28 protein-coding genes and 6 pseudogenes are annotated in these 25,877 nt (G+C 66.1%); 16 read left to right on the top strand and 18 right to left on the bottom strand.

Annotation, left to right across the window (positions count from 1 at the left end):
- Nucleotides 1-175 precede the first annotated feature (175 nt).
- A complete protein-coding gene (locus E4U91_RS35985; protein ID WP_137311523.1) occupies nucleotides 176-856 on the bottom strand; it encodes a DNA alkylation repair protein in 681 nt (226 codons plus the stop codon).
- Nucleotides 857-938: 82 nt separating this feature from the next.
- On the opposite strand from E4U91_RS35985, the gene E4U91_RS35980 reads away from it, so the two are divergent.
- Together E4U91_RS35980 and E4U91_RS35975 are read left to right on the top strand one after the other, a co-directional pair.
- Complete coding sequence (locus tag E4U91_RS35980) at nucleotides 939-1,343, top strand: ArsR/SmtB family transcription factor (protein ID WP_206666949.1); 405 nt, start codon at nucleotides 939-941, stop codon at nucleotides 1,341-1,343.
- Nucleotides 1,340-2,008: an SRPBCC family protein gene (locus tag E4U91_RS35975; RefSeq protein WP_241678948.1), complete on the top strand. Its 669-nt coding sequence runs from the start codon at nucleotides 1,340-1,342 to the stop codon at nucleotides 2,006-2,008. Before E4U91_RS35980 ends, E4U91_RS35975 begins: the two co-directional genes overlap by 4 nt.
- A 373-nt stretch (nucleotides 2,009-2,381) precedes the next feature.
- Here the strand turns inward: E4U91_RS35975 and E4U91_RS35970 are convergent, their stop codons facing one another.
- From E4U91_RS35970 to E4U91_RS35955, 4 genes are all read right to left on the bottom strand, one after another.
- Nucleotides 2,382-2,834 carry a DUF6283 family protein gene (locus tag E4U91_RS35970; RefSeq protein ID WP_137311264.1) on the bottom strand — a complete coding sequence of 151 codons (453 nt, stop codon included), beginning with the start codon at nucleotides 2,832-2,834 and terminating at the stop codon, nucleotides 2,382-2,384.
- Nucleotides 2,835-3,082: 248 nt separating this feature from the next.
- Nucleotides 3,083-3,604 (bottom strand): hypothetical protein, encoded by a 522-nt coding sequence (locus tag E4U91_RS35965; protein WP_137311263.1) that lies wholly within the window; start codon nucleotides 3,602-3,604, stop codon nucleotides 3,083-3,085.
- On the bottom strand, nucleotides 3,601-4,227 hold the full coding sequence (locus tag E4U91_RS35960) for a hypothetical protein (protein WP_137311262.1): 627 nt from the start codon (nucleotides 4,225-4,227) through the stop codon (nucleotides 3,601-3,603). The genes E4U91_RS35965 and E4U91_RS35960 overlap by 4 nt, the downstream gene beginning before the upstream one ends.
- A gap of 92 nt (nucleotides 4,228-4,319) precedes the next feature.
- Nucleotides 4,320-4,988, bottom strand: coding sequence for a hypothetical protein (locus E4U91_RS35955; RefSeq protein ID WP_137311261.1), 669 nt, complete (start codon nucleotides 4,986-4,988; stop codon nucleotides 4,320-4,322).
- Between the two features lie 269 nt (nucleotides 4,989-5,257).
- Between E4U91_RS35955 and E4U91_RS39845 the strand changes: the two are divergent.
- A pseudogene (locus E4U91_RS39845) lies at nucleotides 5,258-6,793 on the top strand (nSTAND3 domain-containing NTPase).
- The gene (locus E4U91_RS35940; protein ID WP_137311258.1) at nucleotides 6,756-7,055 is read left to right on the top strand and encodes a NucA/NucB deoxyribonuclease domain-containing protein; all 300 of its coding nucleotides are present in this window, start codon (nucleotides 6,756-6,758) and stop codon (nucleotides 7,053-7,055) included. The pseudogene E4U91_RS39845 and the gene E4U91_RS35940 overlap by 38 nt, the downstream one beginning before the upstream one ends.
- Before the next feature lie 63 nt (nucleotides 7,056-7,118).
- On the opposite strand, the gene E4U91_RS35935 is transcribed toward E4U91_RS35940, so the two are convergent.
- The 5 genes from E4U91_RS35935 to E4U91_RS35920 all read right to left on the bottom strand — a co-directional run bounded on the left by E4U91_RS35935 (nucleotide 7,119) and on the right by E4U91_RS35920 (nucleotide 11,998).
- A complete protein-coding gene (locus E4U91_RS35935; protein WP_137311257.1) occupies nucleotides 7,119-7,724 on the bottom strand; it encodes a hypothetical protein in 606 nt (201 codons plus the stop codon).
- 947 nt (nucleotides 7,725-8,671) lie between these two features.
- The gene (locus E4U91_RS35930) at nucleotides 8,672-9,874 is read right to left on the bottom strand and encodes a DUF7224 domain-containing protein (RefSeq protein ID WP_137311256.1); all 1,203 of its coding nucleotides are present in this window, start codon (nucleotides 9,872-9,874) and stop codon (nucleotides 8,672-8,674) included.
- 2 nt (nucleotides 9,875-9,876) lie between these two features.
- Nucleotides 9,877-10,620 (bottom strand): ATP-binding cassette domain-containing protein, encoded by a 744-nt coding sequence (locus E4U91_RS35925; protein WP_137311255.1) that lies wholly within the window; start codon nucleotides 10,618-10,620, stop codon nucleotides 9,877-9,879.
- A 75-nt stretch (nucleotides 10,621-10,695) separates the two neighbouring features.
- On the bottom strand, nucleotides 10,696-10,866 hold the full coding sequence (locus E4U91_RS38335; protein WP_168218307.1) for a hypothetical protein: 171 nt from the start codon (nucleotides 10,864-10,866) through the stop codon (nucleotides 10,696-10,698).
- A gap of 4 nt (nucleotides 10,867-10,870) precedes the next feature.
- The gene (locus E4U91_RS35920; RefSeq protein WP_137311254.1) at nucleotides 10,871-11,998 is read right to left on the bottom strand and encodes an IS630 family transposase; all 1,128 of its coding nucleotides are present in this window, start codon (nucleotides 11,996-11,998) and stop codon (nucleotides 10,871-10,873) included.
- Between E4U91_RS35920 and E4U91_RS35915 the strand changes: the two are divergent.
- The 3 genes and pseudogenes from E4U91_RS35915 to E4U91_RS35900 all read left to right on the top strand — a co-directional run bounded on the left by E4U91_RS35915 (nucleotide 11,997) and on the right by E4U91_RS35900 (nucleotide 14,489).
- A pseudogene (locus tag E4U91_RS35915) lies at nucleotides 11,997-13,182 on the top strand (IS701 family transposase). The gene E4U91_RS35920 and the pseudogene E4U91_RS35915 overlap by 2 nt on opposite strands.
- Nucleotides 13,183-13,362: 180 nt before the next feature.
- A complete protein-coding gene (locus E4U91_RS35905; RefSeq protein ID WP_241678947.1) occupies nucleotides 13,363-14,220 on the top strand; it encodes an ATP-dependent DNA ligase in 858 nt (285 codons plus the stop codon).
- Nucleotides 14,221-14,291: 71 nt separating this feature from the next.
- The gene (locus E4U91_RS35900; RefSeq protein ID WP_137311253.1) at nucleotides 14,292-14,489 is read left to right on the top strand and encodes a hypothetical protein; all 198 of its coding nucleotides are present in this window, start codon (nucleotides 14,292-14,294) and stop codon (nucleotides 14,487-14,489) included.
- 84 nt (nucleotides 14,490-14,573) lie between these two features.
- Here the strand turns inward: E4U91_RS35900 and E4U91_RS35895 are convergent.
- Nucleotides 14,574-14,881: pseudogene (locus E4U91_RS35895) on the bottom strand (transposase); the annotation flags it as partial.
- A 6-nt stretch (nucleotides 14,882-14,887) separates the two neighbouring features.
- Between E4U91_RS35895 and E4U91_RS39705 the strand changes: the two are divergent.
- Nucleotides 14,888-15,016 (top strand): hypothetical protein, encoded by a 129-nt coding sequence (locus E4U91_RS39705; RefSeq protein ID WP_277755386.1) that lies wholly within the window; start codon nucleotides 14,888-14,890, stop codon nucleotides 15,014-15,016.
- An 82-nt stretch (nucleotides 15,017-15,098) separates the two neighbouring features.
- Here the strand turns inward: E4U91_RS39705 and E4U91_RS35890 are convergent, their stop codons facing one another.
- The 3 genes and pseudogenes from E4U91_RS35890 to E4U91_RS35880 form a co-directional block, all read right to left on the bottom strand.
- Nucleotides 15,099-15,695, bottom strand: a complete 597-nt coding sequence (locus E4U91_RS35890; RefSeq protein ID WP_137311252.1) for an NAD(P)H-dependent oxidoreductase — start codon at nucleotides 15,693-15,695, stop codon at nucleotides 15,099-15,101.
- 245 nt (nucleotides 15,696-15,940) lie between these two features.
- Nucleotides 15,941-16,231, bottom strand: a pseudogene (locus E4U91_RS35885) (transposase); the annotation flags it as partial.
- A gap of 199 nt (nucleotides 16,232-16,430) precedes the next feature.
- On the bottom strand, nucleotides 16,431-16,895 hold the full coding sequence (locus tag E4U91_RS35880; protein WP_137311251.1) for an ATP-binding protein: 465 nt from the start codon (nucleotides 16,893-16,895) through the stop codon (nucleotides 16,431-16,433).
- A gap of 224 nt (nucleotides 16,896-17,119) precedes the next feature.
- On the opposite strand from E4U91_RS35880, the gene E4U91_RS35875 reads away from it, so the two are divergent.
- The 7 genes and pseudogenes from E4U91_RS35875 (at nucleotide 17,120) to E4U91_RS35845 (ending at nucleotide 21,924) form a co-directional block, all read left to right on the top strand.
- Entirely contained in the window at nucleotides 17,120-17,485 is a 366-nt protein-coding gene (locus E4U91_RS35875; RefSeq protein ID WP_137311250.1) for an STAS domain-containing protein, read from the top strand.
- 179 nt (nucleotides 17,486-17,664) lie between these two features.
- The gene (locus E4U91_RS35870; RefSeq protein WP_241678945.1) at nucleotides 17,665-17,988 is read left to right on the top strand and encodes a PadR family transcriptional regulator; all 324 of its coding nucleotides are present in this window, start codon (nucleotides 17,665-17,667) and stop codon (nucleotides 17,986-17,988) included.
- A gap of 56 nt (nucleotides 17,989-18,044) precedes the next feature.
- Entirely contained in the window at nucleotides 18,045-18,806 is a 762-nt protein-coding gene (locus E4U91_RS35865; RefSeq protein WP_137311249.1) for a hypothetical protein, read from the top strand.
- Nucleotides 18,807-18,940: 134 nt separating this feature from the next.
- Nucleotides 18,941-19,162, top strand: a complete 222-nt coding sequence (locus E4U91_RS35860) for a hypothetical protein (RefSeq protein ID WP_137311248.1) — start codon at nucleotides 18,941-18,943, stop codon at nucleotides 19,160-19,162.
- Nucleotides 19,163-20,042: 880 nt separating this feature from the next.
- A pseudogene (locus E4U91_RS35855) lies at nucleotides 20,043-20,860 on the top strand (IS5 family transposase).
- A 19-nt stretch (nucleotides 20,861-20,879) separates the two neighbouring features.
- Nucleotides 20,880-21,374: a lamin tail domain-containing protein gene (locus E4U91_RS35850; protein ID WP_137311247.1), complete on the top strand. Its 495-nt coding sequence runs from the start codon at nucleotides 20,880-20,882 to the stop codon at nucleotides 21,372-21,374.
- Nucleotides 21,375-21,555: 181 nt separating this feature from the next.
- Entirely contained in the window at nucleotides 21,556-21,924 is a 369-nt protein-coding gene (locus tag E4U91_RS35845) for a hypothetical protein (RefSeq protein ID WP_137311246.1), read from the top strand.
- A gap of 719 nt (nucleotides 21,925-22,643) precedes the next feature.
- On the opposite strand, the gene E4U91_RS35840 is transcribed toward E4U91_RS35845, so the two are convergent.
- On the bottom strand, nucleotides 22,644-23,525 hold the full coding sequence (locus E4U91_RS35840) for an RCC1 domain-containing protein (protein ID WP_206666941.1): 882 nt from the start codon (nucleotides 23,523-23,525) through the stop codon (nucleotides 22,644-22,646).
- A gap of 549 nt (nucleotides 23,526-24,074) precedes the next feature.
- Between E4U91_RS35840 and E4U91_RS35835 the strand changes: the two genes are divergently transcribed.
- Nucleotides 24,075-24,452, top strand: coding sequence for a hypothetical protein (locus tag E4U91_RS35835; protein ID WP_137311245.1), 378 nt, complete (start codon nucleotides 24,075-24,077; stop codon nucleotides 24,450-24,452).
- A 150-nt stretch (nucleotides 24,453-24,602) separates the two neighbouring features.
- On the opposite strand, the pseudogene E4U91_RS39700 reads toward E4U91_RS35835, so the two are convergent.
- The 3 genes and pseudogenes from E4U91_RS39700 to E4U91_RS40135 form a co-directional block, all read right to left on the bottom strand.
- Nucleotides 24,603-24,758, bottom strand: a pseudogene (locus E4U91_RS39700) (helix-turn-helix domain-containing protein); the annotation flags it as partial.
- 46 nt (nucleotides 24,759-24,804) lie between these two features.
- On the bottom strand, nucleotides 24,805-25,029 hold the full coding sequence (locus E4U91_RS39990; RefSeq protein ID WP_422070950.1) for a winged helix-turn-helix domain-containing protein: 225 nt from the start codon (nucleotides 25,027-25,029) through the stop codon (nucleotides 24,805-24,807).
- 38 nt (nucleotides 25,030-25,067) lie between these two features.
- Complete coding sequence (locus tag E4U91_RS40135; RefSeq protein ID WP_479681761.1) at nucleotides 25,068-25,388, bottom strand: helix-turn-helix domain-containing protein; 321 nt, start codon at nucleotides 25,386-25,388, stop codon at nucleotides 25,068-25,070.
- Nucleotides 25,389-25,877 lie beyond the last annotated feature (489 nt).

Genomic DNA, 25,877 nt, shown 5'->3' with positions numbered 1-25,877 from the left:
TCCATCTCAGATGGTCCTCCCGAACCATGGCAGACTGCTGGACATCCCGGTCACGTGACTCGAATAAGTGCGTCCGGTGGCGTTTCCTGGCGTACTGCTGTGGAGATCCTTCCGGTGCCGTCCACGGCGGTGCGTCTCCAGCCGCCTCTCCTGCACCAGGGCGCCACTGGCTTCATCAGTGCCCCTGCCGGCGCTCCTTTCGGCCCACCACCTCAGCGATCCAGACGGGGACGAACGGGGAGGTGCATTTCGGCGGCGTCGGGTAGTCCTTGAGGACCCCGAGCCGTTCACCGATGCCGATCGCCCGGCTGCGGTGCGCTGGGTGCTTGATCCCGATGTTCCCCAGGCACTCGTTCATCGCCCATTGCAGCGGCTCGGGCGCGCTCTTCATCTCTGCCTCTATGACATCGAGCAGGCCGTCGAGATCGACGCCCTCCGGGTTCTTCACAACGCGCGTCGTGGTCAGCATCCATCCGGCGCTCGCGACCACGGGATCGGGGTCCAAGAGCCATGCCGCGCGCAGCGCCTCGCAGTGCGGGTTCTTCTTCACGACGTAGTTCACGAGCCAGTCCCGGACCTTCGGCGCCTGCGCCGAGCGCAGCATGGCGTCCAGGTCGCCGAACGTGAGGGCCCTCGGGCAGCAGGTCAGGGTGGAGAGCAGTTTCGCCGCACTGTCACCCGTGGCCCAGAGGTCGAGCGCGAGCTCGTGCTGGGTCCCCAGCTGCTTGGCGAACGCCCTCAAACTGCTCAGATTCACCGCGTGGCCGTCGCCACGCTTCTCGTTGCCCGCGCGGATGCGGGGATCCTCGAGCTCTCGCAGCTCCCCCAGCACCTCACTCAGGCTCAAGCCGGTCATCATTCCTCCCACGCTCCGCGCGATCCTCGACATCGCCGCACCTGCAGCATATAGGTGTTGACTTATATAAGCAGGCTCCTATATTTGGGATGTGCACGCATTCGACGTCCTCGGTGACCCGGTCCGCCGTCGCATCCTGGAGCTGCTGGCCGACGGTGAGCAGACCTCCGGCTCTGTGACCGCGACGGTCCGCGCGGAGTTCGGCATCTCCCAGCCGGCGGTCTCCCAGCATCTGCGGGTACTGCGCGAGAGCGGCTTCGCGACGGTGCGGCCCGAGGGCACCCGAAGGCTGTACGCAGTCAATCCCGGCGCCCTGCAGGAACTCGATGCGTGGCTTAACCGCTTCCGCGGGATGTGGGACCAGCGCCTCGACGCACTGGCCACCGAGCTCGCCCGCGGCAAACGTGAGCGCCGCATCGCCCAAGCCAGGGCATCAGAGACCGGCAGCGCCGCGAACACCGATCGAGAGGAAACGGATACCCCGTGAACATCGATATCGCGAAGCAGATCGCGGCCATCGCACGCGCAGTTGAACGTCTCCCGGGAGGAGCGGAGGACGCCGGCGAATGCGTCGGCGTATCGCTGCGTCGCACCTACGACTCAGCAGTTGAGGACGTCTGGGACGCCGTGACCGACCCCGATCGGATCAAGCGCTGGTTCATGCCCATCAACGGCGACCTGCGCGTCGGCGGGACCTTCCAACTCGAGGGCAACGCCGGTGGAGAGATCCTCGCCTGCGAACCGCCACGGCTGGTGCGGCTGACCTGGGGAGGACCGAGGAGTATCGTCGAATTGCGCCTCGCAGAGGACGGCGACGGCACAGCGCTCGAACTCGACCACATCGTGCCCATCGAGATGGCGCAGAGCGGAGCGGGCGCGCTGTGGGTCGGCCCCGGATGGGACGGGGCGTTGATGGGGCTCAGCCTGTTCCTCAGCGGCGAATCCATCGGGGACCCGACCGTAATGGCGGCCTCCGGTGAGGTGCAGGCTTTCTCCAAGGAGTCGGTCGGTGCGTGGGCTGCGGCCGTGGACCGCTCGGGCACTGCGACCGCGGATCAGCTGGCACAGGCCACCACGATCTCCCTCGCGCAGTTCGCACCAGACCTCCCGGCCCCGGACACTGACAGAAGGTCAGACCCTGCCGGTTCCTGATGTTGGGCATGAGATTGAAGCCCTCACATCGGTCCGGTAATCCGCCTTTCCACGCCACTGCCCACACGCGTGGAGTCTGTTGTTCGAACAGGCCCGCCCCGGCAGGATGCCCACGCATGCGAACGAGATCGCTCGGTGTTCATCAGCCACGACAGATCGGGGCACGGGCAGACCGTCCAGGCTCGCCGCGGGGGCCGACGGGCCCCTGGCAAGCCGTAGACACGGTGTATCGATCGTCGGCTGCTGCCGGCAGGCAATCGCCGCCCTTTTCTCCGCAACGGCCCCGGCACGGAACCTGAGCCAGCAGCGCCAGGTGCCACTACCCGCTACCGCGAAAGGGCACCGCCGTGGTCTCCGCAGTCCTCGGCCGTGATCAGTGATCCCCGGAGCGCTTCAGCACCAGATCGCTTCGGGTTCGAGTGATCTTGTCGATGAGACGGCGGGCTTCCTCGGTCGGCGCGTCAATGCCTGTCTCACCATGTGCGGCGGCTTCCCTGCCAGAGGAGAACAGTGGCACTGGCGATGTGTAGTCGGTTACGGCCTCAAACGTGGCCTCATCAATACGCCCCTCAAGAAGAGCCAGCCGCAGGGCAAGCAGTCCACGGCCTTCGTGGCATCCAGCCCAGCCGGCACAGACACGACGGACAGTGCTGTCAGCATCGGCCTGATGGCACTGGAAGAGCCCTGTGGGTTGATCGGGAGTGTCAGCGTCATAGCGGCGGAGCTTGGCATACTCCTCACTGGCCCAGATTCCCGCAGGTACATCGCGTCGGTAAGGACAGCTCTCGCAGGGCCGCTGTGCAGGAGGGCGAAGTGATGAGGACATGCAGCCAGTATGGTCCGAAGACCGTGATCGGAGTCGCCCCTTCGTCGTCATGATGGGCGCTGTATCGGAGACAACTCCCCCGCTGTGATTGGCCGAGCTGTCAGGCTGGGCGGCAGCGACATGTGCTGCCGTAAGCCGCGCTGCACTCCGCACTGGTCCTCAATGGTCAGGCGTGACCGACAGCGCTCTCGCTGCGGGGCAAGTCGCGGACAGACCTTGCCGTGGAACGAGTGGCGGAACCGGGGAAGTTACTGGCTGGCTTCGTCGGAACGGGCCGGGGCGCGGCGCACCAGCATGACCTCATGCGGCCGGGGCTGATTTCTGTCGAGGACTCCCAGGATGACGGGCTCGAGCCCGAGTCTCAGTGTGGCGTTCTGCAGGGTTTCGCGGAGGTAGGGGTGTGCCGTGAAGTAGGTGTTGTGCTCCACGTACGCGCTGACGACGTCCTCGGGCAGGTCAGGTCCTTCATCGAGGGCATAGTCGATGATCAGGACTATTTCGACTTCGGCGAGTGTCTGCTCGTCGAGGTCGCGCAGTGTCACGGTCTGGTTGACCCGGGCAGCGAAACGGGGCGGCTCAAGCAGGACTTCGCACGGACCGCTGTGGATCTGGATGCTGTTGACGTCGAACGGCGGGTCTCCCAGGCTTTCCGCTCGTAGCCGTTGTACACGGACGTCCGTGAGGTGAAGCCGGCCGTGGAGGTGGGCGACTTGCTCCCGCAGATCGTCCTGCGGCGTCTCCACGGCCTGATCGGTGTTGACGGAGTTCACCGCTTGCCGCCGGTGCATGTGAAGCGCCGGGCTGTCGGAGTGGGTGAGGCGTCCTCTTCCAGCACAGTGCTCATCACTGCCAAGGTGCGGGCGACTCCGGCTGTAGCGGGCTGCCATCGGGGCTGAGGACGGCTTTGCAGCGCGGCGTTCAGGCGCGTTACCTGCTCGGGGGTGAGGTAGGCGGTGTCTGGTTCGAGATCCAGGCAGTAGTGGGTCTTGAGCCATGTGAGGACCTCGGGCCATGTCCAGATCTTGGTGGCTGTGCGGCCCTGGCCTACTTCTGCCCGAGGGGCTGGGAACGGCTCGCTTGCGGCGCGTCGTTTTCTTGCCGCCCACAGGCGGACAGCTTCGTGGGTCAGGCCGGCCCGGGCCGCGATGTCGGCGAGCGAGACGAACTGTTCGTCGACGCGTTCCACACGGGCTTGCGGCAGAGCTCGCTTGATGCTGAGCGCTGCTGCTGCCGCTGCAGCGACTGGGTCTGCACCGGACGTGTAGAACGTCGCGATGACCTGTCCGCCGGTCTCGTGCCATCCGAAGTCGGACAGGCTGAGCGCAAGCTGCTCGATGGTCGCGTCGTCGTTCAAGCTGATGTTGCGGACGATCAGCGGAATGTGCGTCTCCACGGAGTACCCCCTCCTCCTAGAATCACCATACCCGCTCGTTGGACTTCTCCAACAGATTAAGCAGCAGGTGACCGGTTCGCATTCCAGCGCGGCTAGAAGTGACCGGAGAGGTCCGTCACACGTGTCCTGACCTGTGTGATCCTCTCCTGGAGAGGGACGCTGTGATCACCGGCAGGAAGACGCCCGGCGAGCTGCTCAGCCTCGTCAGCGTGTGTTGACGCATCAGAGATCAAAGCGCCTACCTCCTCTGATGCGGGCGGGTATCCCAGTTGCCGGTCTTCCGGCAGCATCTCGTAGGCCTCGACCGTGAGCCTGTCGCCGTCCGCCTCCCGCTGCAGGGCCTGGGTCAGCTTTTCAGCTTCATCGGCCGCCGTAGCGGCTCCTTGCAGAAGCTCTTCGGCTTCAGCTTGCTTGTCCGCGGCTTGCAGCAGACGGCTTGCAGCATCCAGGAGCGCCTCGGCCCGGTCGAGCAGTACACCGGCCCTGACCAGGATCTGCCCGGCTTCCGCGGCCGCAAGGTGGTCACACCGTTCAACGGTTCTGCGTGCAGTGCGGGCTGCGGATTCCCCGCTCGTTCCCGTGCTGAAGATCGGGACTGTGCAGGGGTTGTCTTCGCTTGGATCGCACACGATGCGGCCCCAGGCGTGTCCATCGAGGTACTGCAGGTGCCACCCGGCGGACCGCGCCAGGTCGATGGTTTCCCTCCACCATGGTTTTTGGTGTCTGGGCCATTGCTCCTGCGGCTGATACCAACGGCTCACCGCATTCCTCCGTCCCCCCGCCGCTCCCCCTCGCGCGACTGCGTCCCACGGCAGCCGGTAACCAGTGTCTCACTGTGAGCGCAGACAGATGTACAGCAGTCGACTGTCCGTCTGAGAGGAGATCATCCGGCCTGTCAGGCGCAGCATCTCGGCAAGCAGTTCGTACAACGTGGCCGCCGTGACGCTGGCCGCCCGTGAGGGCCGGTGGTGGTGTGGTACGACCTTCTGGGGGCGACCGGCCTCAGTCGATGCGCTGCAGATCGTGAGAGGTGAGCGAAATCGCTGCTCCAGACTATGACTTCGCGAGCTTGTCGCCCGATGACTTCGAAGTGTTCGTCCGTGACTTGCTCTCCGCTCAGGACCGGTTGGTGTACTCCACTTTTCGGGTGGGGGCGGACGGGGGCATTGACCTGAAGTCGGTCTCGGACGAGGGCTGGGTGGTGGCGCAGTGCAAGCACACGCCCTCTGCGGACAGGGGCTCAGTGCTCCGGGCAGCCAGGAAGGAGGCGGGCAGAGCAGCAGGCATGGGCTTCGTGCCGGTCCGATACGTCTTCGTCACGTCTGCCGACCTGACCCCTGCCAGCGAGAGGGAAACGCAGGAAGCACTGTCGGGAGTTGCCGGAACAGTGGAGGTGCACGGGCGGGGGTGGCTCAACGCTGCGCTCGCTTTGCATCCCGAGGTCGAGCGGCGTCATTTCAAGCTGTGGATCTCCTCGACGCAGGCCGTGCGCGCCATGATGCAGGACGGGGTCTTCCTTCGCGGCGAGTCCAGGATCCAGCGTATTGAGCGCAACTACCTGCGTTTCGTGCATCACGAGGCCTGCGAGGTCGCTAGGTTCACGCTCGAGCAGCACGGCTGTGTGCTGCTGAGCGGGGCGCCCGGAGCAGGCAAGACAACGATCGCCGAGTATCTGTTGCTGCTGTGGTGGCACCGCGGCTTTCGGGTGATCGTTGACCCGCGGACCGTCGATCAATGGTGGACGTGGCTCGAGGACGACACTCCCACGGTGTTCTTCTTCGACGATGCCTGGGGCCAGACACACCGTCAGGACTAAGGTTCACGTCACCATGACGCAGACATGTCCGAATTTATCGAGTCGATAGCGCAGCGGCAGACCGGTGGCACGACGGCCAAGGTCCTGATCATGACGAGTCGGGTGCAGGTCCTGCAGGAAACGGTGCGGGTCAGTGACGCGTCCCGACGGGCGATGGACCGGCTTGCACACTGCCATGTCACGGTCGAACGCCTCCCCTACGACATACGCGGCCGGATGCTCTTCAACCATGTCCACCTCGCCATAACTGATCCGCAGACTCGCCGTGATCTTGCCGCTTGGTCCTGGTGGCAGCAGGTGGTCGGCCACCGGAACTATTCCCCTCGTCTCGTGGAACTCGTCGTACAGCGCAACAGAGCACGAAGTGCTCAGGAGCTGATCGATGACCTGGACGAGGCTCTGGAAAACCCTTATGAGATCTGGGGTGCGAGCTTTCGGGCGCTTCCGCTGGTCGACCAGCAGTTGCTGCTGACGCTGTCAGTGATGGACTCGCAACTGGTGCCATGGCAGGAGGTTATCCAGCGGCTGGGAGGCATCCCCTCGTCAGGGTCTCACGTCGATGCCACGCTCGAGCGGCTCGACGGTTCGTGGATCACCAAGGGTCTCCACGCGGGCAGCCGGGTACTGGCTCTGGCTGATCCCAGTCAACGGGACTTCCTCATCCGGTACCTGTCCGTGAGTCCCGGCGCGATGACCACCATCATCAAGAACACTGTGTCGGTCGCTGCACCGCAACTGGGCCAACTATGACGCTGCCGCAGCTGAAACGGCGCGCAAGAACCTCAACGCCAAGAACACAGCCTGCAGGGGCTTGACCCGCCCCAGCGACAGCTACCAGTGCGACGAATACCCCTTCGCCTCTACCCAGGAGGGCGCCGGCAAGGGTGACGGCAACTTCTCCGTCCGCTACGTTCCCGGCACGGAGAACGAACAGGCGGGCCGCGAGCTGGGCAGCTGGTACGGCGCCGACCGGATCCTCCATAACGACCTGTACGGCATGTACGTGGAGTAGCCGTCAGATCCGTCCCTCCCGGGGGCCCTCAACAAGCTGCCCCGCCGGGTGCTTCTCGCACGGTCACCGCATGTTGAGCGGCAGCTTGCCACGGGTGCGAGCCAGGCGCTCTCGCCGGCTCTCGTGAGCGGCAGGAGCCGGTGCTTCCTGCGTTCCGGACGGAGAGAACACGACCACATACGCCGTAGGGTCAGAGGCCTCGGCTTCTGGCCCGACGGCATTGAACCGCTCCGGGGCGTACCACCCGCCACGCGCCCACACCTGGACGTCGTAGACATGAGATGGTTCAAGGCTGATGGCGGCTTCACCCGGGGGCACTAGGCATCCGAAGGCTTCGAGGACCTTATCAGCGCTTCCCGCCGGGCCGTTGGTCGTGTCGAACGCAGCCATGCGGCCTTTGTAGACAGGCCGGTACGTTACCGAGGCGATGAGTGCCCACTCGGGCCCGGGAGCCTGATCACGACGGTCACTGAGGGCCAGGGCGACGGACGCGAAGTCCTCCTGCAAGCGTGATCTCACGATGATGCGGCCAGGTACCACGATGACTGCCTCATCCGTCTGGAAGTTCGGCCTGTCATCCTTGCGTTCAAATCCCGGCTCCCACAGCTCCCCTACGGGGAAGTGGTTGTACTCGACGTGGACGGCTCCGGCGTGACTGATAGACGGCATATCCAGAGGTTGGCAGGAAGAGGGGGGCTGCGCACGGCATTCTGCGGCCCGGACGCAGGTTGGACCGATACACGGCCTTCGACCCCGACGCTGGTGGCGTCCCCGGGGCCTGTGATGATGCTCGAGGGGCTGTGACGCCCTGCAGTCAAGGCTTTGGCCCGGATCGTGCTGGCGGTTCAAGCATCCGGCCCGCCCGCGTGGCATGCTCACAGTTGCCGGCACCGGCCGCAGCCGTTGACCGATATGCGTCAGCGGTGCGGGCCGACTGCTTTTGTGCTTTCGTCACGTCACTACCGCAAGAGCCGGGTCAGGCGGTCAGCGGTAAGGGGGAGAACTGAGCACGCCAGCCCGGCGGATCCCACAACGATGGCTGCGATGAATGCCGGTAGGTAGGTGGGCTCATGCAGTGGCCACGCCCAGCGTGCAGGTACTCCGTGGTCCACTCCGAACGCTGCGCACGCAATCGGGAAGATGGTGACGATTACGGCCGCGACACGAGGGCTGGTGAGGAGGCGCAGCAGTAGGGCGAGTCCGAGGTAGCCCAGGAAATTTCGGGCCATGCCTGCGGCGAGGATATGGCCGGACATCGAGGAGATGAGCCAGCCTCCGGCGAGCATCACGAGTGTGCAGGCCGTCATGAGTCCTGCGTCCCACAGTCCGACAGGGCGCACTGCGGTCGCTTCAATGGAGCTTCCTCCACGGGATTGTCCGTGCAGGATGAGGCATACCGGGGCCAGGGGCAGCAGGAAGGGCAGGGGGAATGAGAAGGAGACTCCGCCTGCGATGACCGGCACGGGCACTTGGATGGAGTCGGCGACGGCACCGAGTACCAGGCAGGCCACGAGGCCGGCACAGACGGCGGGTACTCGACGGACCTGGAACCACCAGTCCATAGGTGTTTCTTTCTGTCGGTTGGCTCGTTGTGGCGGACTTGAAGGTTCCCTGTGTCAGAGGACGGGTTGCAGGTCACAGCGGGTGAGCGTCTTGGCGTTCTGCTGGAACCAGGCTCGCTGGTCCTGCTGGGATTGTTCGAGGACACGTTTGGCGGCCTCGACTTCGGGGGGCGCATAGCGGGACGCCACAACTTGCGCGTCCGCGCCTGCGGTGATGGTGAGCCAGACACTCAGGGGTCCGTATGCCGTGCTTCCTGGCCACTCACCGGTATGAGCGCAGGCCGGGATGTCCTTGGGCAGGACGCTCAGCGCGAGAAGGGCTCGGACGTCGTCGGAGGTCGGTGTCGACGATCGGGACACCAGCTGAGCAGTTGGCGTGACGCCGGCGGCAGTCAGACGCTTGTAGGCGTCCGTTGCCCATGCGGTGACGTCCTTTGCCGCGTCGCGCTGTTCGGGCCAGAGGCAGACCTGCGGGTGGGTACCTGAGCACGTTCGCGAGGCGGTGGGGCGGGATTCGGCGGCTCTGTACCCGAGGGGGTGGACGATCCAAGCCGAGACGGCTACGACAGTGGTCAGGACAACGGGAGCAAGGAGTCGCGGTCCCCATCTCCGCGCCGTCACCAGCCAGACCGCTACAAGCAGTCCGATGGAGACGAGAGCCGGGGCGAAGATGCTGCGGGGAGCGGCCACTTGGTCCAGCTCGCAGCACTCGGCCAGGTTCGTACCGTTCAGTTGACGCACCCAGAAGACGTTCATCGCCGCCGGGTAGGCCATCCACACGAAGCTCCCCACCAGGGCCACCGGTACGGCCAGCAACCGGGGCAGACTCAGCCCGAGGACGTATCCGACGACGGTGTGCGTCGCCACGACCAGCAGCTCCAGGACAAGGATCGCCGCTGTGATGCGATCAGGGGTGCCCTCGGCCTGCGGAAGGAGCAGGCCCAGGGACAGCATGACCGCGAGCACTCCCAGAACGAGAGTAGGCGAAAGCACCGCGAGCGACACCGTCGTGCAGCTCCGCGCCGGTGCTCCTTGCAGAGTCCGTGCCTGCCGGACGCGCATTCCCTCCCAGGCGCCGCAGGCAGCCACGGCTGGTGCTGTCCAGACCAGCAGGGATGAGCTTTGGCCGGCGACTGAATCCCAGTACCCGCTGGTCACCAGTTCCGTGACGCTGTCGCGATAGGCCAGCAGCCAGACGATCAGCAGAAGGCCGATACGAGGGGCGACGGACACACGCAGTACGGTGCTCCAGGGCATGTCTACGCCTCCCCCTTGACCAGGCCGGCATAGGCGGCTTCAGCCCGGCGTCCTGATGCCACCTGGTGAGGGGCGAGGTCAAGGAAGGACACGGTCGGTCCCTGGAAGAGGACGTTTCCTCGGTCAAGGAGAATGACCGAGTCGTAGCTGTCTTCCAGGTCGTCGGTCTGGTGTGTGGAAACGACGAAGCTCGCCTGATTCTTGAGGTCTTCCAGAAGGCCGCGAAAGACCCTGCGCTGCGTGGGATCGAGGCCAGCGGTTGGTTCATCCATCAGGACCACTCGGGCGGAGTGCACCATTGTCTGAGCAATGCCCAGGCGGCGCAGCTGGCCACCCGACAACTGCGCGGCAGAGCGTTCGGCCAGCTCATGCAGTCCGACTTGTTTGATCGCGTCCAGCGATCTGTCCCATGCTTCACGCCGTGACAGGCCCTTCAGCCATCCGGCATACGCCGCCTGCTCTCTGACACGCAATCCGGGTACCGGAGCCACCTGTTGAGGCAGCCAGCCGACTTGCTGCCGATACGGTCTCAAGTCGCCGCGCCTGCGCGTGTCCAGGTCACCGAGCGTCACGCTGCCTGCGCTTGGAATGAGGCCGGATGCGAGGAGTCCCAGCAACGTCGACTTACCGGCGCCGTTGGGCCCCAGGAGCACAAGGCACCCTGACGGCAGGTCAAGGGTCAGGTCTTGCAGGATGGGTTCCCGGCGCCGGTAGGCGAAGTAACAGCGCGAGACGTGGATGGTCATTCTGGCCTTCTGTCAACTTTTTCTGAGAGGCGTGGCCCCTCGCAGATCCGAGGGGCCACATAGGTCCGAACGCTGTCAGTAGCGGGTGATGACGCTGTTGACGTCGAGCCTAGTGGAGCCGATGTAGATGAAGTAGAACTGCGCCTTCCCCACCTCGCCCCAGGACGAGGTGTTGCAGGAGTTGCTCCGCTGGCCGTAGCTCACGTCCGGAAGGATGTCTCGGACGTGGTCGAGTTCGAGAGTCACGCTGCTAGTCTCCTGAGTCAGGAATCCTGCGTAAATAGCTGGCGAGGCGTTCGAGGATCTCGTCCGCGGTTCTGGTCCAGATGTAGGGCTTGGGGTCGGTGTTCCATGTGGCGATCCAGGTGCGGATGTCCTTCTCGAGAGCGTGGACGCTCTTGTGGACGCCGCGTCGTATCTGCTTGTTGGTCAGCTCAGCGAACCACCGCTCCACAAGGTTGAGCCAGGACGAACCGGTGGGCGTGAAGTGCATCTGGAAGCGGGGGTGGGCGATCAGCCAGCTTTTGATGGCCGGCGTCTTGTGGGTGGCGTAGTTGTCGAGGATCAGGTGCACCTGCAGATCTGCCGGGATCTCCTGGTCAAGCTTGATCAGGAACTTCTTGAACTCCTCGGCCCGGTGCCGGCGGTGCAGGGATCCGATCACTTTGCCGGTGGCGACCTCGAGTGCCGCGAACAAGGTGGTGGTGCCGGCGCGGACGTAGTCGTGGGTGACCCGCTGAGGAACGCCGGGCATCATCGGCAGTACCGGCTGGGAGCGGACCAGGGCCTGGATCTGCGTCTTCTCGTCCACGCAGAACACCAGCGCCCGCTCGGGCGGGTCCATATACAGGCCCACGACATCGTGCACCTTGTCGACGAAGTACGGGTCCGTCGACAGCTTGAAGGTCTGCGAGCGGTGCGGCTGCAGACCGAAGGCACGCCAGATCCGAGAAACGGTCGACTGGGACAGGCCGAGTTCTTTGGCCATCGCTCTCGTCGACCAGTGCGTGGCATTCCTCGGGGTCGACTCCAACGTCCGCTTCACCAGTGCGGCGACCTGCTCGTCGCTCACCGAACGAGGGCCGCCGGATCTGGGCAGGTCACCCAGACCGGCGATCCGATGCTCGACGAACCTCGAGCGCCAGCGGCCCACCGACTGCCCCGTCATGCCCACCAGGGCACCGACATCCTTGTTCGACATGCCGTCCGCGCAGGCCAGGATGATCCGGCACCGCACCGCCCACGACTGAGGAGTCGAACGACGCCGCACCCACCCCTCAAGCGCAGCCCGCTCCTCCACCGACAACACCAACTCGGCCTTAGTACTGCAACGGTGTTTGCCGTGACTGCTGGCCAGCTCGGTCGTTGGTGTGGTCATGGGTGGGGACCTTGCTGATGTCAGGCTGTGGGCCGGTGAACTGGGCGCTCTGCATGACCGGTTCGTGCACCGGTTCAACCGGGAAGAGCCACGCCAGTCGGCGCTCGCTTACATGCGGGGGGCTGATTGCTCCGCTGGAGCGCAAGAACGGCTGGACGCTGGCGGAGGAGGCCGGGCATGCAGGCCCGGACCGTCTCCACCGGTTGCTGAACCGGATCGAGTGGGACGCGGATGAGGTCCTGGACGATGTACGCGACTACGTGGTGGAACACCTCGGCGACCGGGACGCCGTGCTGATCGTGGATGACACCGGCTTCCTGAAGAAGGGCCTGCGCTCGGCCGGCGTTCAGCGGCAGTACTCCGGAACCGCCGGCCGCACCGAGAACTGCCAGATCGGAGTGTTCCTCGCCTACGCCACCGGCCGCGGCCGCACCCTGATCGACCGGCGGCTCTATCTGCCCACCTCCTGGACGGAGGACCGAGAACGCTGTCGCCGGGCCGGCATCGGCGATGAGGTCGCCTTCGCCACGAAGATGGCCATAGCCAAGGCGATGGTCCGCAAAGCCATTGCGGATCGGATCCCGTTCGCCTGGGTGACGGCGGATGCCGCCTACGGCTACAGCAAGGGCTGGCGCTACGAGCTCGAGCAGGCCGATGTCTTCCACGTCATGGCCACCACCCGGCACGACACCGTCGTCACCCGCTTTGCCCTCGACCACCCCGTGCACGACCTGTTTCCCGGCCTGCCGCGGCAGAAGTGGAAACGCCGTTCCTGCGGCGAAGGGGCACACGGCCGGCGGATCTACGACTGGGCCCGCGTCGAAGTGCGGCCGTGGCACCGTGAAGACCGCCGGCACTGGGTCCTCGCCCGCCGCAGCGTCAGCCGACCCGAGGAGATCTCCTACTACATCGCCTACTGCCCCACCGACACCACACTGGACGAACTCATACGCATAGCGGGCAGCCGCTGGGCCGTCGAGGAATGCTTCCAGAGCGCCAAGCAGGAATGCGGCCTGGACGACTACCAGGTCCGCCGCTATCCCGGCTGGCACCGCCACATGACCCTTGCCATGGCAGTCCACGCCTGCCTCACCGTCCTGCGATCCCGCCAGCTGGATGCAGAGAAAGCAGAAACGGATCCTCCCAGCTCATCCACCTCAGCCTCGCCGAGATCCGACGACTGATCACCCGCCTCACCGACCGCCGACCGGTGCCGGTCGACCACATCCTGCACTGGTCGACATGGCGCCGACGACGCCAACACCAGGCACGCATCAGTCACTACAGACGACGCGGCCACAGCCCCTGAGAACTGCCCAGCACTCAGGACAAGCACCGTTGCAGTACTAAGGCAGGGCACCGACATGACCGCCTCGTTCCCCGAAATCCGCGCCGCTGCTCTCGCGCAGCTGCCGGCGGACACCGGCCTGGACGGCGAGCTGGTGGTGTGGGAGCACGGCCGGCTCGCGTTCGAGCGGCTCCGGCAGCGCCTGGCCCAGCGCGGACGCGGCGCCGCCGAAGGGGCTGCGCAGTGGCCGGCGCACTACGTGGTCTTCGACCTGGTCCACAGGGACGGAAGGGACCTGGCCGGCTGGTCGTACGAGCGGCGGCGCGCGGCTTTGGTGGCCCTGTTCGCCGACCACCGTTTGGGGGCGCCGTTCACGTTGTGCTCGTCGACCACCGATCCGGCCGTGGCGCAGGGATGGCTGGAGTGGACGGCGGCCGGGCTGGAAGGCCTGTGCTTCAAGCGGCTGGAGGATCCCTACACCGCGGGCGCCTGGGCGTGGCGCAAGTACAAGGTGCGCACCACCACCGAGGCCGTCATCGGCGCCGTCACCGGCCGTCTCGCCTTGCCCAGGAGCGTGCTGCTGGGACGCTACGACCCTGCGGGCCGCTTGCAGTACGTCGGGCGGAGCACCGCGCTGCCCGAGCGTCTCGGGCGGCTCCTGGGCGATATTCTGATCCGGCCGGCAGGCGCGCACCCGTGGCAGGGATGGACGTTCTCGGCCGGCTGGGGAACCCAGCACACGCTCAACACTGTCCTGGTGGAGCCCGCAGTGGTCCTGGAAGTGGCCGTCGACGTCGCCCGCGACGCTGGAAGGTTCCGCCATCCGGCCCGGCCCCACGCCTCCGCACCGACATGGACGTCGGGCAGGTACCGCTGTTCGGCGCCGGCCCGCATGACTAGCCGCATGACCGGGCGATTCACCTGCGCCGGGTGATGCCCGCAGCCGCGAACACCCGAATTCTGAGTCTGAAAGGACCCAGTCGTCGACGGTCAGCCGGAGCAGCCATGCGCTATGAGATCCGTGTCGAGGGCCGGGCGTCGCAGACCTTGACCGAGGCCTTCCCTGAACTCGATCACGTGATCATCTCCGGCCAGACGCTGCTGTACGGCCCGGTGATAGACGACGCGCACCTGTACGGCCTTCTCGCCCGTTTCCAGTCCTTGGGCCTGCGCGTGGTGGAGATGCGGCAGATTGCCGACTGAACACGCCCGCACTGGCCCTCATCCCGTGCCCGGCGACGTCTCCCGCAGGCCTCGGCGGCGGGCCGCAGCCAACTCGGGGGTGGCAGCATCGAGGTGGGGGCGGCGGAGCCGGGCGATCGAGCGGAACTCCGGTTCCTGGCCGGCGGCCAGGAACCGGAACGCGACGTCGTCGGACAGGCGGCGCTCGATCGCCTAGGAGGAACGGACGCCGGTGGTGTAACCGTAGATCAGCAGCCGCACCATGAGCCGCGGATCATAGGGCGGGTAGCCGCGCCTTTCGGTGTAGTCCGCCAGGACCGGCCCGAAATCGAGCACCTCGTCGACCAGGTCGGCGACGAACCGGGCCAGGTGGCCTCGGGCAGCCAGTCGTCCACCGACGGCGGCAGCAGCAGGACCTGATGCGGGTCGAACGCCCGAAACGTCTTGCCGACCGCCGCCGCACGGCCCTGCGGCCGCTTCCTGCCGACCGGCTCGACCTCGAACAGCCCATCCCCATCACGCATACCGAGATCATCCCGCATGAATGATCACGAGCCACAAGCTGTCGGCGTTCGCGTAAAGGTGCCCAGCTCGGTACAGGCGAACGTGCACAGCACGCCGCCTTACATATCAGGCCAGCAGTGCAGCGGCGTGGTGACGTGCCTGCTGCAACCAGGAGGCACGGGTTTCATCGGAAGAGTCGGTGACCGTTCGGAAGACGACCCGGCGAACGTCGGCAACTCCTACGTACGGCAGGACGCATGCCGCCCAGATCCTTTGCAGCGGATCCCCGAACTCGGCCTCTTCGCGGTCGGCGGGGGTATCAGAGGTGTTCAGGACGAGGGCCCGGCCGGCTCTGAGCAGCCCTTCTGGCTCCCCCTCCGGGGTTCCCAGTTTGTAGGCAACGCCGGGCGCGAGTACACGCTGCACCCAACCCGCAAGGACAGCGGGTGGCATGCCCCACCAGTTCGGGTGCACGAAGACCATGGCATCAAGTGTGGCCACCTCCGCCTGATGGAGCGCCACCTGCGCATCGTGAGTGCCCGTGGCAGACCGGACTGTCTCCGTCTCGTCAGCGGACAGCCCGGGTGCGAATTCCTCAACACAGAGGTCATGCGCGAGAACCTCGCATCCAAGGTCGCGCAGGTGTTGCACAACGGTGTCGAACACGGCGTGGTTGAAGCTGCCAGGCCGTGGGTGCGCGAGGTAGACCCCTATACGCGGCATTTCTCCCCAAAGAGCATCAGTAGTATTCACCCGTGGTGGCCTGCAGCCGGCCCCAGGGATGCTCATCATCATGGCCGGTGAGGACTGCCCAAGGTACCGGTTAACAAAGTCCGCCGTCTCTCCGCCTGGCGGCAGATCATCTGAGCACTTTCGTCCGTACCTACCTGTGCACATTCAGGTGTACGCCGGCACAAGCAGGTTGCCGGCCACTGAAACACGCTCTGTCTTGTCGATCACGTCTGGAGTCAGATCAGTGTGATGGCCAAGGTGATGGCGGCGAGGTAACGGTCGGGCTGTTTGTCGCAGCGGGTGGCGCTGCCGCGCCATTGCTTGAGGCGGTGGAAGCAGCGTTCGACGACATTGCGGCGGCGGTAGACGGCCCTGTCGCAGGCGCGGGGCCGCTCGCGGCGCCGGCGTCGGCCCGCGAGCTGGTCGACACGCTCGGGAATGGTGGCCTTGATTCCGCGTCTGCGCAGGTAGGTTCAGAAGGTCAGGGCCGAGTAGCCCTTGTCGGCCACCACCCACTCGGGCCGGGTGGGCCGGTCTATTGCGCTACTCCACTCGGCGCGGATCGCCCAGCGCGGTCTAGGGTCGGCCACGCTGGCGCTCTCGAGGAACACGACCAGGTCGTGGTCGCTGTAGGCAGTCCCGAGGATCACATCCCGGCCGTACGGCGCTAGGTCACTCGCGGACCGCCCGAGGACGAGGGCCGGTGCACGGTGATCGGCTCGCTGCTCACGGCTCCAGGATGCTCGGCAGCCGGTCGGCGGGCGACTCCTTTGGATCACGGCTCTGCGTGATCCTGACAACGTCGTCAAGAGCGATGCGGGCCGTGATGCGTTTGCCGGCCGGCTCCTGCTCGACGAACAGCTTCTCGGCCACGGCCTGGACGATCTCCAGGCCGTGCTGGCCGATCCTGCCGGGATCGGCTATCCGGGCTTTGGGGACCGTGGGCTCGCTGTCCCACACCACGATGTCTACCGCGCGCACACTCACCCGTAGCTCCACCAGCACCGGGCCGGGAGCGTACTTGCGGGCATTGGTGACCAGCTCGCTCACCACCAGCTGGGTGAGGTCCCGTGCACGGGCGGAGAGCGGCACCAGGTGGTCGGTGTGTGCCTGGTCGAGGAAGGCAGCGGCGTGGTGGCGGGCCTCAGCGATGCTCCCGCCGTCCTCGCCCAGGGTGAACCCCGTCCGCATCAGGCAGACGTCCGGGACCGTACAGCTATCCTCACCGGCACTGTTCACTGGGCCCCGTCCTCACTTTGCATCCCCGCCCCCGCGCGAAAGTACCGGCTGCTGCACCGTGTATGCCGCACGGATCTCGCTTTGAATCTGCTTGAGTGCATCCCGCCCAGGCAGTCGGGCAGAATCATCCGCACAGGCCCCCACCTGGGGCAAGTCCGAGCTGAGTCGAGGAGACAGTGACCCACACCGACAACGCCGATCAGACCGTCCGGCTGTGCGCCGAGCCGCGCACCGTGGACGGCACGTGCGTCGTGTCTCTGCGCGGTCAGATCGACTACGACGCCAAAGAACAGCTCCGCCAAGCCCTGCGCACCGAAGACGCAGCCGGGCAGCCCCGGATCGTGGCGGACCTCAGCGAGGTCACCTTCATGGACTCCAGCGGCATCAACGTCTTCGTCGCCACCCACCAGCAGGTCAGCCAGGCAGGCGGCTGGGTGCGCATCGCCGCCGCCCAGGAACCCGTCCTGCGCGTCCTGCAACTGGTCGGCATCGACACCCTCATCCCCTGTCACCCCACCCTCGAACAAGCCCTGGCCGACTGACCGGCGCCGCGACTCGGGCGTTGGTTCACGACGTGTCCGTGTCTGTCTCCTGCGGCTCTCGTCACCGGGACGCTGGTGACGGAGGGAAAAGGAATCGTTCCAGCGGTCGGTCACGACTGACGGCACCTAGTTAGAGCTCTGCTATGGACGCGGATCGCGACCCTAGTTAGAGTTAAGTCATGGCTATGCGGATGACACTGCAGACCCAGCTGGTTCTGCAAGCGCTGCTACGTGATCCATCCCGCGAACTCTACGGGCGAGAGTTGTCGGAGCTGACCGGGCTCATGCCAGGCACCACCCATCCGATCCTGCTGCGGCTGGAGACCGAGGGGTGGGTTACCTCCCGCATGGAGGACATCGACCCTCATGTGGAAAAGCGCCCGGCCCGCCGCTACTACCGGTTCACCGCCACAGGGGCCGGGCTGGCCAGCGACGCCCTGCGAGCCGCCCGCCGCCCCAGCAGCACTGCCCTGCGAGGCCTCGCCGAGGGGACCGGCCGATGAAGGTTCGTACCGGACTGCGACTGTCCCGAACAACTACCTTACGCTCCCTCGCTGTTGTGGTCGCGATCACCGTATTCGGCATTGTCGTCGGCGCTTTGATCGGCGTCGGATCAGGAGTACTCCACGGCAACATCAGCACCACCGGAGTCAGGTTCTACGGCATCGGCGGCAGCGGCATGGCCGGCGGTGCGGCAGGCGGTGCCGCCGGCAGCTGTCTTTTGGCCCTCGGCTCGTACGCACGAGGCTTCGGCCGGACACTGACCAAGGCCACCCATCACGCAGGCCGATTCGTCTACCTGCTCGCGGCCCTGGGCGGCGGATGCTGCGCCCTCACCGTCATGTGCCTGCAGATGTCACGCTTCAATTCCTGGTACGACCATCACGAGAGTTTGATCGTCAACATCACGCTGATGGTCGTCTTCGGAGTTGCCGCTGGTGTCGCTGCGGGAACACTGCTCGGTTCCCTTATCGGTTCGGTCACAGCGCTCAGCCTGCTTGCCGTGGTTCTACTCCGGATCACCGCCGGATTGCTGTCCCCGTCGGTCCGCAAGAAGCCGGAAGCGGCCAAGATGGACCCGACCGGCGATGCGGATGATCCCCTTCTCGTGCGGGCGGCCGCAGCACTCATGCCGTCCCATGCCAGACGGCGGTGGCAAGACGACTTCCGCGAGGCCAGCTACGACTACGAAGAAAGCCGCCACGCCGACATACTGCGCAACTTCCTCCTGCACGCCCCGGCAGTCGTCTTTTGGGCCTGGGTCGCGCTCCTGCAGCACCGCGTACTCGGTGTCGGCGCCTCGCCGGGCAACCGGCAGTAACGCTCGTAGGCCCGCCGGTAAGACCCACTCACGCCAACAAGGGTCCATGCATGAACGCGCCCAAGGCCACCGGTCCTTCAGCAACCAACCATCACGCAGGAGCGCACGGAGCATCCCACAGGAGGTATGCGGGCATGAGCACACACCCCTCCCCCTCGCTCGGCACGGCGGTCAAAATCATGACCATTGTCATCGCCGTGTTGCTCGGGATCATCGCAGGCCTCACCGCCGGCATCCTGGCGGTCACCGTCGGACAGGGCATCGCAGGGGCACTGAGCTGGGGGGCCGCAGCCTTCATGGCCGTCACGACTCTCGCACTCTTCATCGCCCAGTCCATGGGCACACTGCGTCCCTGACGCCGAAGACAATGCTCGCCCTGCTCCGTTCTCTTCGCGCCGCCGGCTGCGTCGCAGGTCGGACAAGCCGCCTCCGACCCAGTCCCCGCCATGGACCACTCCCGCATCGGCGGGGAGAACGGGCCAGAGGGCGAGCAGCAGCACTGCTGCGGAATGCCTCCGCACCGGCGGAGCACCTCATCACCACAGGCGTCTATCCGACTGAGGGGCACCGCATCACTCCCGCTGAGGCCCCACATCTCGGGTGCGAGGTGCTCCGGCGCCCGGCACATACGTCGACTGGCTGGGAAAGTTGGAGGCCGGGGCCGCGACGCGACTCTCGGAACGCCCAACCTGCACCGGATCGCCCACTACCTGCTGCACGGCACTTCCGAGCATCCGCCTGGGCTGCATCGCACACCCGCGCAGACCTTCTTCCTGGTGCCCTGACTGACGGCGCCGCTGCTCGTCCTCTTGCTCAGGCGGCGCGGACCCGGCGCGGGGCGGGGACCCGCGCTCGGCCTCAGGGCTGTTACTCACTTTCGGGTGATGGCCAGGCAGGTCTCCCGGGTGGCGTGGCCTGGCGATCGCAGAGGGCGCGCCTTGGCCGGACTGAACGGACGGACCTGCCGGACCGTCAACATCGCGCATACAGGACATAAATGGTGGATGCATCTGAGAGTTGCTGAAAAGTGAGCAGCAAGTAACAGGGCTCATGTTTTGCCCTCCGTGCCTGCCTGACGTGGACAAAGTGTGTGCGCGGCCAGCTGGCCGCCACCCGCACCGCACCAGCTCCGGGCGGCCGTTAGAGCCGTTGGCCGGGGGGTGCCCGCGCCCTTACTGGCTCTAACAAAAGCGCGTGATCATGTGACTGTCGGCTTGATCGTTCGTTGATGCGGGCATGGGGAAGCGTCAGTCGCGGCCGTGGATCGTGTCGGACGAACTGTGGTCGCTGATCGAGCCGTTGCTGCCCGAGCCGCCGCCGAAGCAGGTTGAGGGACGGCCGCGGGTGCCTGACCGGCAGGCCCTGTGCGGCATCCTGTTCGTCCTGCACACCGGCATTCAGTGGGAGTACTTGCCCCAGGAGCTGGGCTTCGGCTCGGGCATGACGTGCTGGCGGCGTCTGGCGGCCTGGAACGAGGCCGGCGTCTGGGACCAGCTGCACCAGCTGCTGCTGAACAAGCTGCGGTCGAAGAACCAGCTGGACTGGTCGCGGGCGGTGATCGACTCCTCGCATGTCAGAGCGGCTCGGCGAGGCCCAAAAGCGGACCCAGCCCGGTCGACCGCGCACGGCCGGGCAGCAAGCACCACATCCTCACCGACGGCCAGGGCATCCCGCTCGCGGTGTCGCTGACCGGCGGCAACCGCAACGACGTCACCCAGCTCCTTCCGCTGCTTGACAAGATCCCAGCGGTCGCGGGAGTCGTCGGCCGGCCCCGACGCCGCCCGGACATGCTCTTCGCCGACCGCGGCTACGACCACGACAAGTACCGCTGGCTCCTTCGCAAGCGGGGCATCCGGCCAGTGATCGCCGAACGAGGCCAGCCTCACGGCACCGGCCTTGGGACCTTCCGGTGGGTCGTCGAGCGGACCATCTCCTGGCTGCACGGCTTCCGCCGCCTGCGCATCCGCTGGGAACGACGCGACGACATCCACGAGGCCTTCCTCGGCCTTGCCGTCTGCCTGATCACCCACCGACACGTCCAAAGGCTTTGTTAGGGCCACTTAGGGGGACTTCTTGTCCGCTTCCGCTTTCATGGGTCGTCGTCTCGCCGCTGCCGTGCTCGCAGCAGGCGCTCTCGTCTCGGTGGCCGCGCTGCCGGCGTCCGCCGACGACCACTCCCGCGCCCCGCGCCACCTGGTGGAGATCTCGGCCGTCCAGTACAACTCCCCCGGCCCGGACGACCGCTCCAACCGCTCGCTGAACAGGGAGTGGGTGGAGGTCACCAACACTGCCCGTCACGCGGTCAACCTCGAGGGCTGGACCCTTGAGGACGAGGACGGCCACACCTACACCTTCGACGACTACCGCCTCGCCGGCCGCGCCACGGTCCGCATCCACACCGGCGTCGGCCGCGACAGCCGCACCGACCTCTACCAGGACCGCCGCAACTACGTGTGGGACAACCGCTCCGACACCGCCACCCTGCGCAACGACCGCGGACGCTCCATCGACGAAGTCTCCTGGGGCTACGACCGCCACCACGGCGACCGCGGCGACAACCGCCGCTGAAACCACAACCGGGTGCGGGCGGGACGGTACGCCCCGCCCGCACCCGGCCCGACACGGCGCGCCCGCCCCTAGAGCCCGGCGCGCTCCAGGACTGTCTTATTCCGGGCTGTTCCGGGCGTCTGGGTGTGGAGAGGCTGGCCCGGCGCGCAGCAGCGCATCCCCGACCGACCGGAGGAAAGCGATGAGGCAGCCCTTACGCCGCGTGGTGGCGGCGTGCGCGACAGCTCTGACCGCGGCCGCCGTTGCCGTCGGCGCCCCTGCGCCGGCCGCGCAGGCCACGACCACCACCCACTGCCCGACATCGACGTCCATCGCCCTGCTGCCCTCCGGCAGCGGCTACCTCTTCCCCAACCTCTTTGTCTCGAAGTCCGCTTGCGGCTTCGTCGACGGCGGCCCTCTGTACTACTTCACCATCGACAAGGCCACGAGCAACGTGCACGGGCTCTCCGGACCGCCGACCCAGTACGTCTTCTACAATGTCTCCGTGGTCTGCTCCACCGTGACCGTCAACGGCGACAGCGTCTGGGCCAACGGATGCGGGCCGGCATAGACGCGCACCTCCCGAGAGCGGTCGGCGACCTCGGGCATCCGTAGCCGACCTTCGGCGCCACCGTCAGGGCGAAAGCCCGCGCGATCAGCCAGGTCCGGGGCTGCGCAGACCCGGGCGCCGCCAGCGCTTCAGTCTGGGCAGCAACGCGGTGTTCTCCTCCTGATCTATGCCGGAGCATCGCCGACAGCGCTTCACGGGCCCGGCCGCCGGCGCCTGCGGCCGCAAGTCGCCCGGGGTGGGTAGGCCCTCGCCCCGCAGCAGCGGATTCCAGCGCGACGAGCGCCGCGGCACCCCTGGGCAGTCCGGGCATACCCGCGTCCGCCGTCCGGGCGAGTCCATCCAGATAGCGGCGACGGGTTGCCGTCCACCGTCCATCTAGCGCACCCGGAGGGCCCGGAATTAGGCGGTGAGCACAACCGTCAGCGGGCGTTCGTTGCGCCGGGTGAGGCGGTCGATCTCCTCGGGAGCGTCGCCATCTCGACGCCCAGCGCGTCGCGGCAGGCCGCCACTTCGCACCTGGCGAAAAACTGCCCCGTGGAGTTCACCGTGATGCTCGCCGCGCGGCGAGTGCCGGCCTTCTGGCACCGGACGCCTGTCGTTGGCCTGACAAAGGCTGTTGATCAAGTGGCCATCATTCCTGCTCCGGTACAGGTTCGTTCGAAGAAGAGCTCTGGACCTAAATCCGACGGAGGCTTACGGCACTCGAGGATGACGGCAAGTCACTGTGCGTTCTCGCGGCCCGACGAGGCATCGGGAAGCTGGCCTCCGGACCACGCATCCACTTCGCATTGTCTGTCGGCATTGTTACCTGCGCTCACGACTGTGCCGTCACCACACAGGCCAATGGTGTGGGTTGAACCGGCCGCCACGGCGATAATGTCGCGCCAATCGCTGACTCCGCATTGTCCGTAGCTGTTGTCTCCCGTTGCGAGGACCCGTCCGGACGCAGTGACCCCGACGGTGTGGTAGCTGCCCGCGTCGAGTGTCACCACGTCTTCCCACTCATCGACCTCGCACGCCCCGTTTGTTCGGTCTCCGGTCGCTACTACCCGCCCGTCGGTCCTGAGGCCGACCGTATGGAGATACCCAGCCGAAATGGCGACCAGGTCACGCCACCCTTCAACGGCGCACTGACGTCGCTGGTTGTTCCCCGTGGCCAGCGCAAAACCGTCCGACCGGACACCGACCGAGTGCCAGTCACCACAGGAGAGGACAACCATCTCTCGCCAGGACTGCACGTCGCACTGCCCTTCTGAACTTCGGCCAGCTGCCAGCACGCGGCCATTCGCGCGTAGCCCAAGCGTGCGGCGCCAGCCTGCGGCCACAGCCGTGACGCCTTGCCATCCGGTGACATCACATTGCCCATAGCCGTTCCAGCCCGTTGCCAGCACCGTGCCGTCCGACCGGAGCCCCACCGTATGAGACCTGCCCGTGTTCGTCGCGGTATGGACGTTGCCGGCTGCCACCGCGACGATGTCTTCCCATCGCTCAACACAGCATTCAGCAGCGGCCGTGTTGCCGACGGCGACAACGGTTCCGTCCCAGCGCCGTCCGACCGAATGACGCCTTCCGGCTGCCAGCGCCGACAGGCTAGCGAGCACTCCGCCTCCTTGTACGACTTCGCGACATGGATATCCACCCTAGCTGGGGCCCCTCGTCGTTGTGGACATCCCAACGGATGCGTAGGTGACGGAACGAATGCTGCGATCCGATGGTCCACAACCCAGCGGGCACGACGGGCCCGCATCCGCCTTCGGTGCCGTGTCGAGCGATGCGCGAGGTGCCTCGAACCGTTGGACCTGGTCGCAGTAGCTCTCGTGCCCAACCATCGCAGGGCGCAGAGAACGCCCTTCTCCTTCGCCGGCACGAGCCTGCGTGCAACACACTTGCCCGCGGTCGAAGACCTGAAAGATCTTGCGAGACTGCAAGCTCAGGCACGACGGAGAACTTATCGGGCCATGCTCGGCACCGCCCGGCTGCACAACCTGGCCCCCACCGGAGGAGACCCATCCCATAAGGGACAACCTCCAGGATCGGCAGCCGGCTCGGATCAGTGGGATCAGCTGAGTCACGACGTTGCGATTACCGCCGGTCGAGCGCTCAAGTGTCAGCTCTTGACTGGCCGATCGTTCGACGCATAGCGTCCAGACGTGGACGCCACTGCTTCGCCCCGTGTTCTCGTCATCGGGCTTGACCCGTATCGGGTACCCGGGCCATGGGATCCTGAGCCGGTAGCCAAGGCGATCGAAGCAGGACTGGCCGAACTCACTGAACATGGCGTCGGCGTCGAGACCTGCCTAATCGGCCTTGACGGAAGTGACGACGTGGCAGCCGTCGTCGCAAATGCACTGCGAACCCAGACTTGGGAGTGCGTCATCGTCGGCGGTGGCCTGCGACACTCAGACGATCAAGTTGAACTCCTCGAACAAGTAATCAATCTGATCCGGCGGCACGCCCCCTATGCTGCCATCGCATTCAACGACACCCCAGCCACTACCTACAAGGCCGCTGCCCGATGGATCGAGTGAACAGCGAACCGCAACGGCATGCTGTTACGCAAGGGCACCTCTCGTCGTTGGGCCTATCGGCCGCACGCCGCGCAGTCCCGCGCCCTACCGGGACGTCAGGGTCATCGACGTCGCCCGGAAGGCCGGCGCTTCGCCCGCGACCTCGTGCAGCCATCGCATGCCAGTCCGTCGGTTGATCCCGACGATCCGGCAGGCTTCTGCATTGTTGAAGCCCTGGTCCATGAGCCGAAAGTATGCAGCTCGCTCACGGACCAGGGCTCTACGGCCCACGGCCTTCCGCCGGTTCTCCCGGATCTCGAAGTCCATCACACCCCTTGAGCTGGGGTGTTGCAACGACCACTAGAACGGAAAATCACCGGGTGTGACCGTGGCGGGACCAGGTGCGGATGGTCGGCGGCGTCATTGAGAATCCGGCTTCGTCTTCGAAGACGAGCCAGGCGTCGAGCGCCGCCACGGTCCTTCCAACGCTCGGCCAGGTCTCCTTCACCCAGCCGGCCACCGCGGTCTCGTCCCGCTCGATCGCCCGCCGGGCGGGAACCCGGCAGCTCCAGCCGTGCCGCTTGAGCAGGGCGGCCACCACTTGCACGGTGTAGTTCTTGTGGAAGCGGCCTCCGATCAGCGTCTTGATCCGCGAGTCAAGGGCTGGTCCGGCCAGCCGTGTGCCACCGGGCCCTTAGTCAACTCCCCCTCGAGCATGGCGAACTGCTCGTCACTGGGCAGCGGCAGCGATGCCGGAGCCCTTCGGTGCCAGGGCACCTGGCCGTACTGTGACCAGGCCCTGCGCCACCGCTGAACCGACCGGATGCTGACCCGCAGGTCGTGCGCGACGACCGTGTTCCCGTCGCCCCTGCTGAACCGCTCGACCGTCTCTATCCTCAACTGTTCGTGGAAGGCCCGCGGTTCGTCGGTCAGTCCGCCCCCTTGCGCATACCTCATGCCTCGGCAAACCGCAGGGACCATGAGGCGTCAGCCCCTACTACACCACGCTGCGAAGTATCTGTCGGCGCAATCTCGTCGAGCGGTGCTTCAACCGGCTCACGGGCTTCCGCGGCATCGCCATTAGATACAACAAGACCGCTACCTCACACGAGGCAGCGGTCAGTCTTGCGCCGTTCCTGCTCTGGGCAAGATTTGTTTACAGACGGACCTCGGTCCGCGCTCGAAATGTTCCTTTTGGGTAGCGCCTCAGTTGTCGTCTTCCCAGCAGAAAAGAAATTGTGATATTCCAGCATTTTCTATACAGACCGCCTAGATGGATCGAGTAACTCGTGGGCAATATGAGCAGAAGTAGCGGCCACGCGCCGGCACTGTCACAGTGATGCAGGCGCCCAGGGGCACGGGAAAGTCTCACCGCACCACCACCGGCGAGGCGTCCTTAACCCCCTAGGCCCAGTTAGGAGCTCCCGTCCACCCGGGAGCTCTGGG

Origin of the sequence: Streptomyces lasalocidi (assembly GCF_005280215.1) — a bacterium.
In the GTDB taxonomy this organism is placed as follows: domain Bacteria; phylum Actinomycetota; class Actinomycetes; order Streptomycetales; family Streptomycetaceae; genus Streptomyces; species Streptomyces longwoodensis.
Note: the sequence above shows the minus strand (reverse complement) of the source record. Positions and strands in the feature narration are given on the sequence as shown.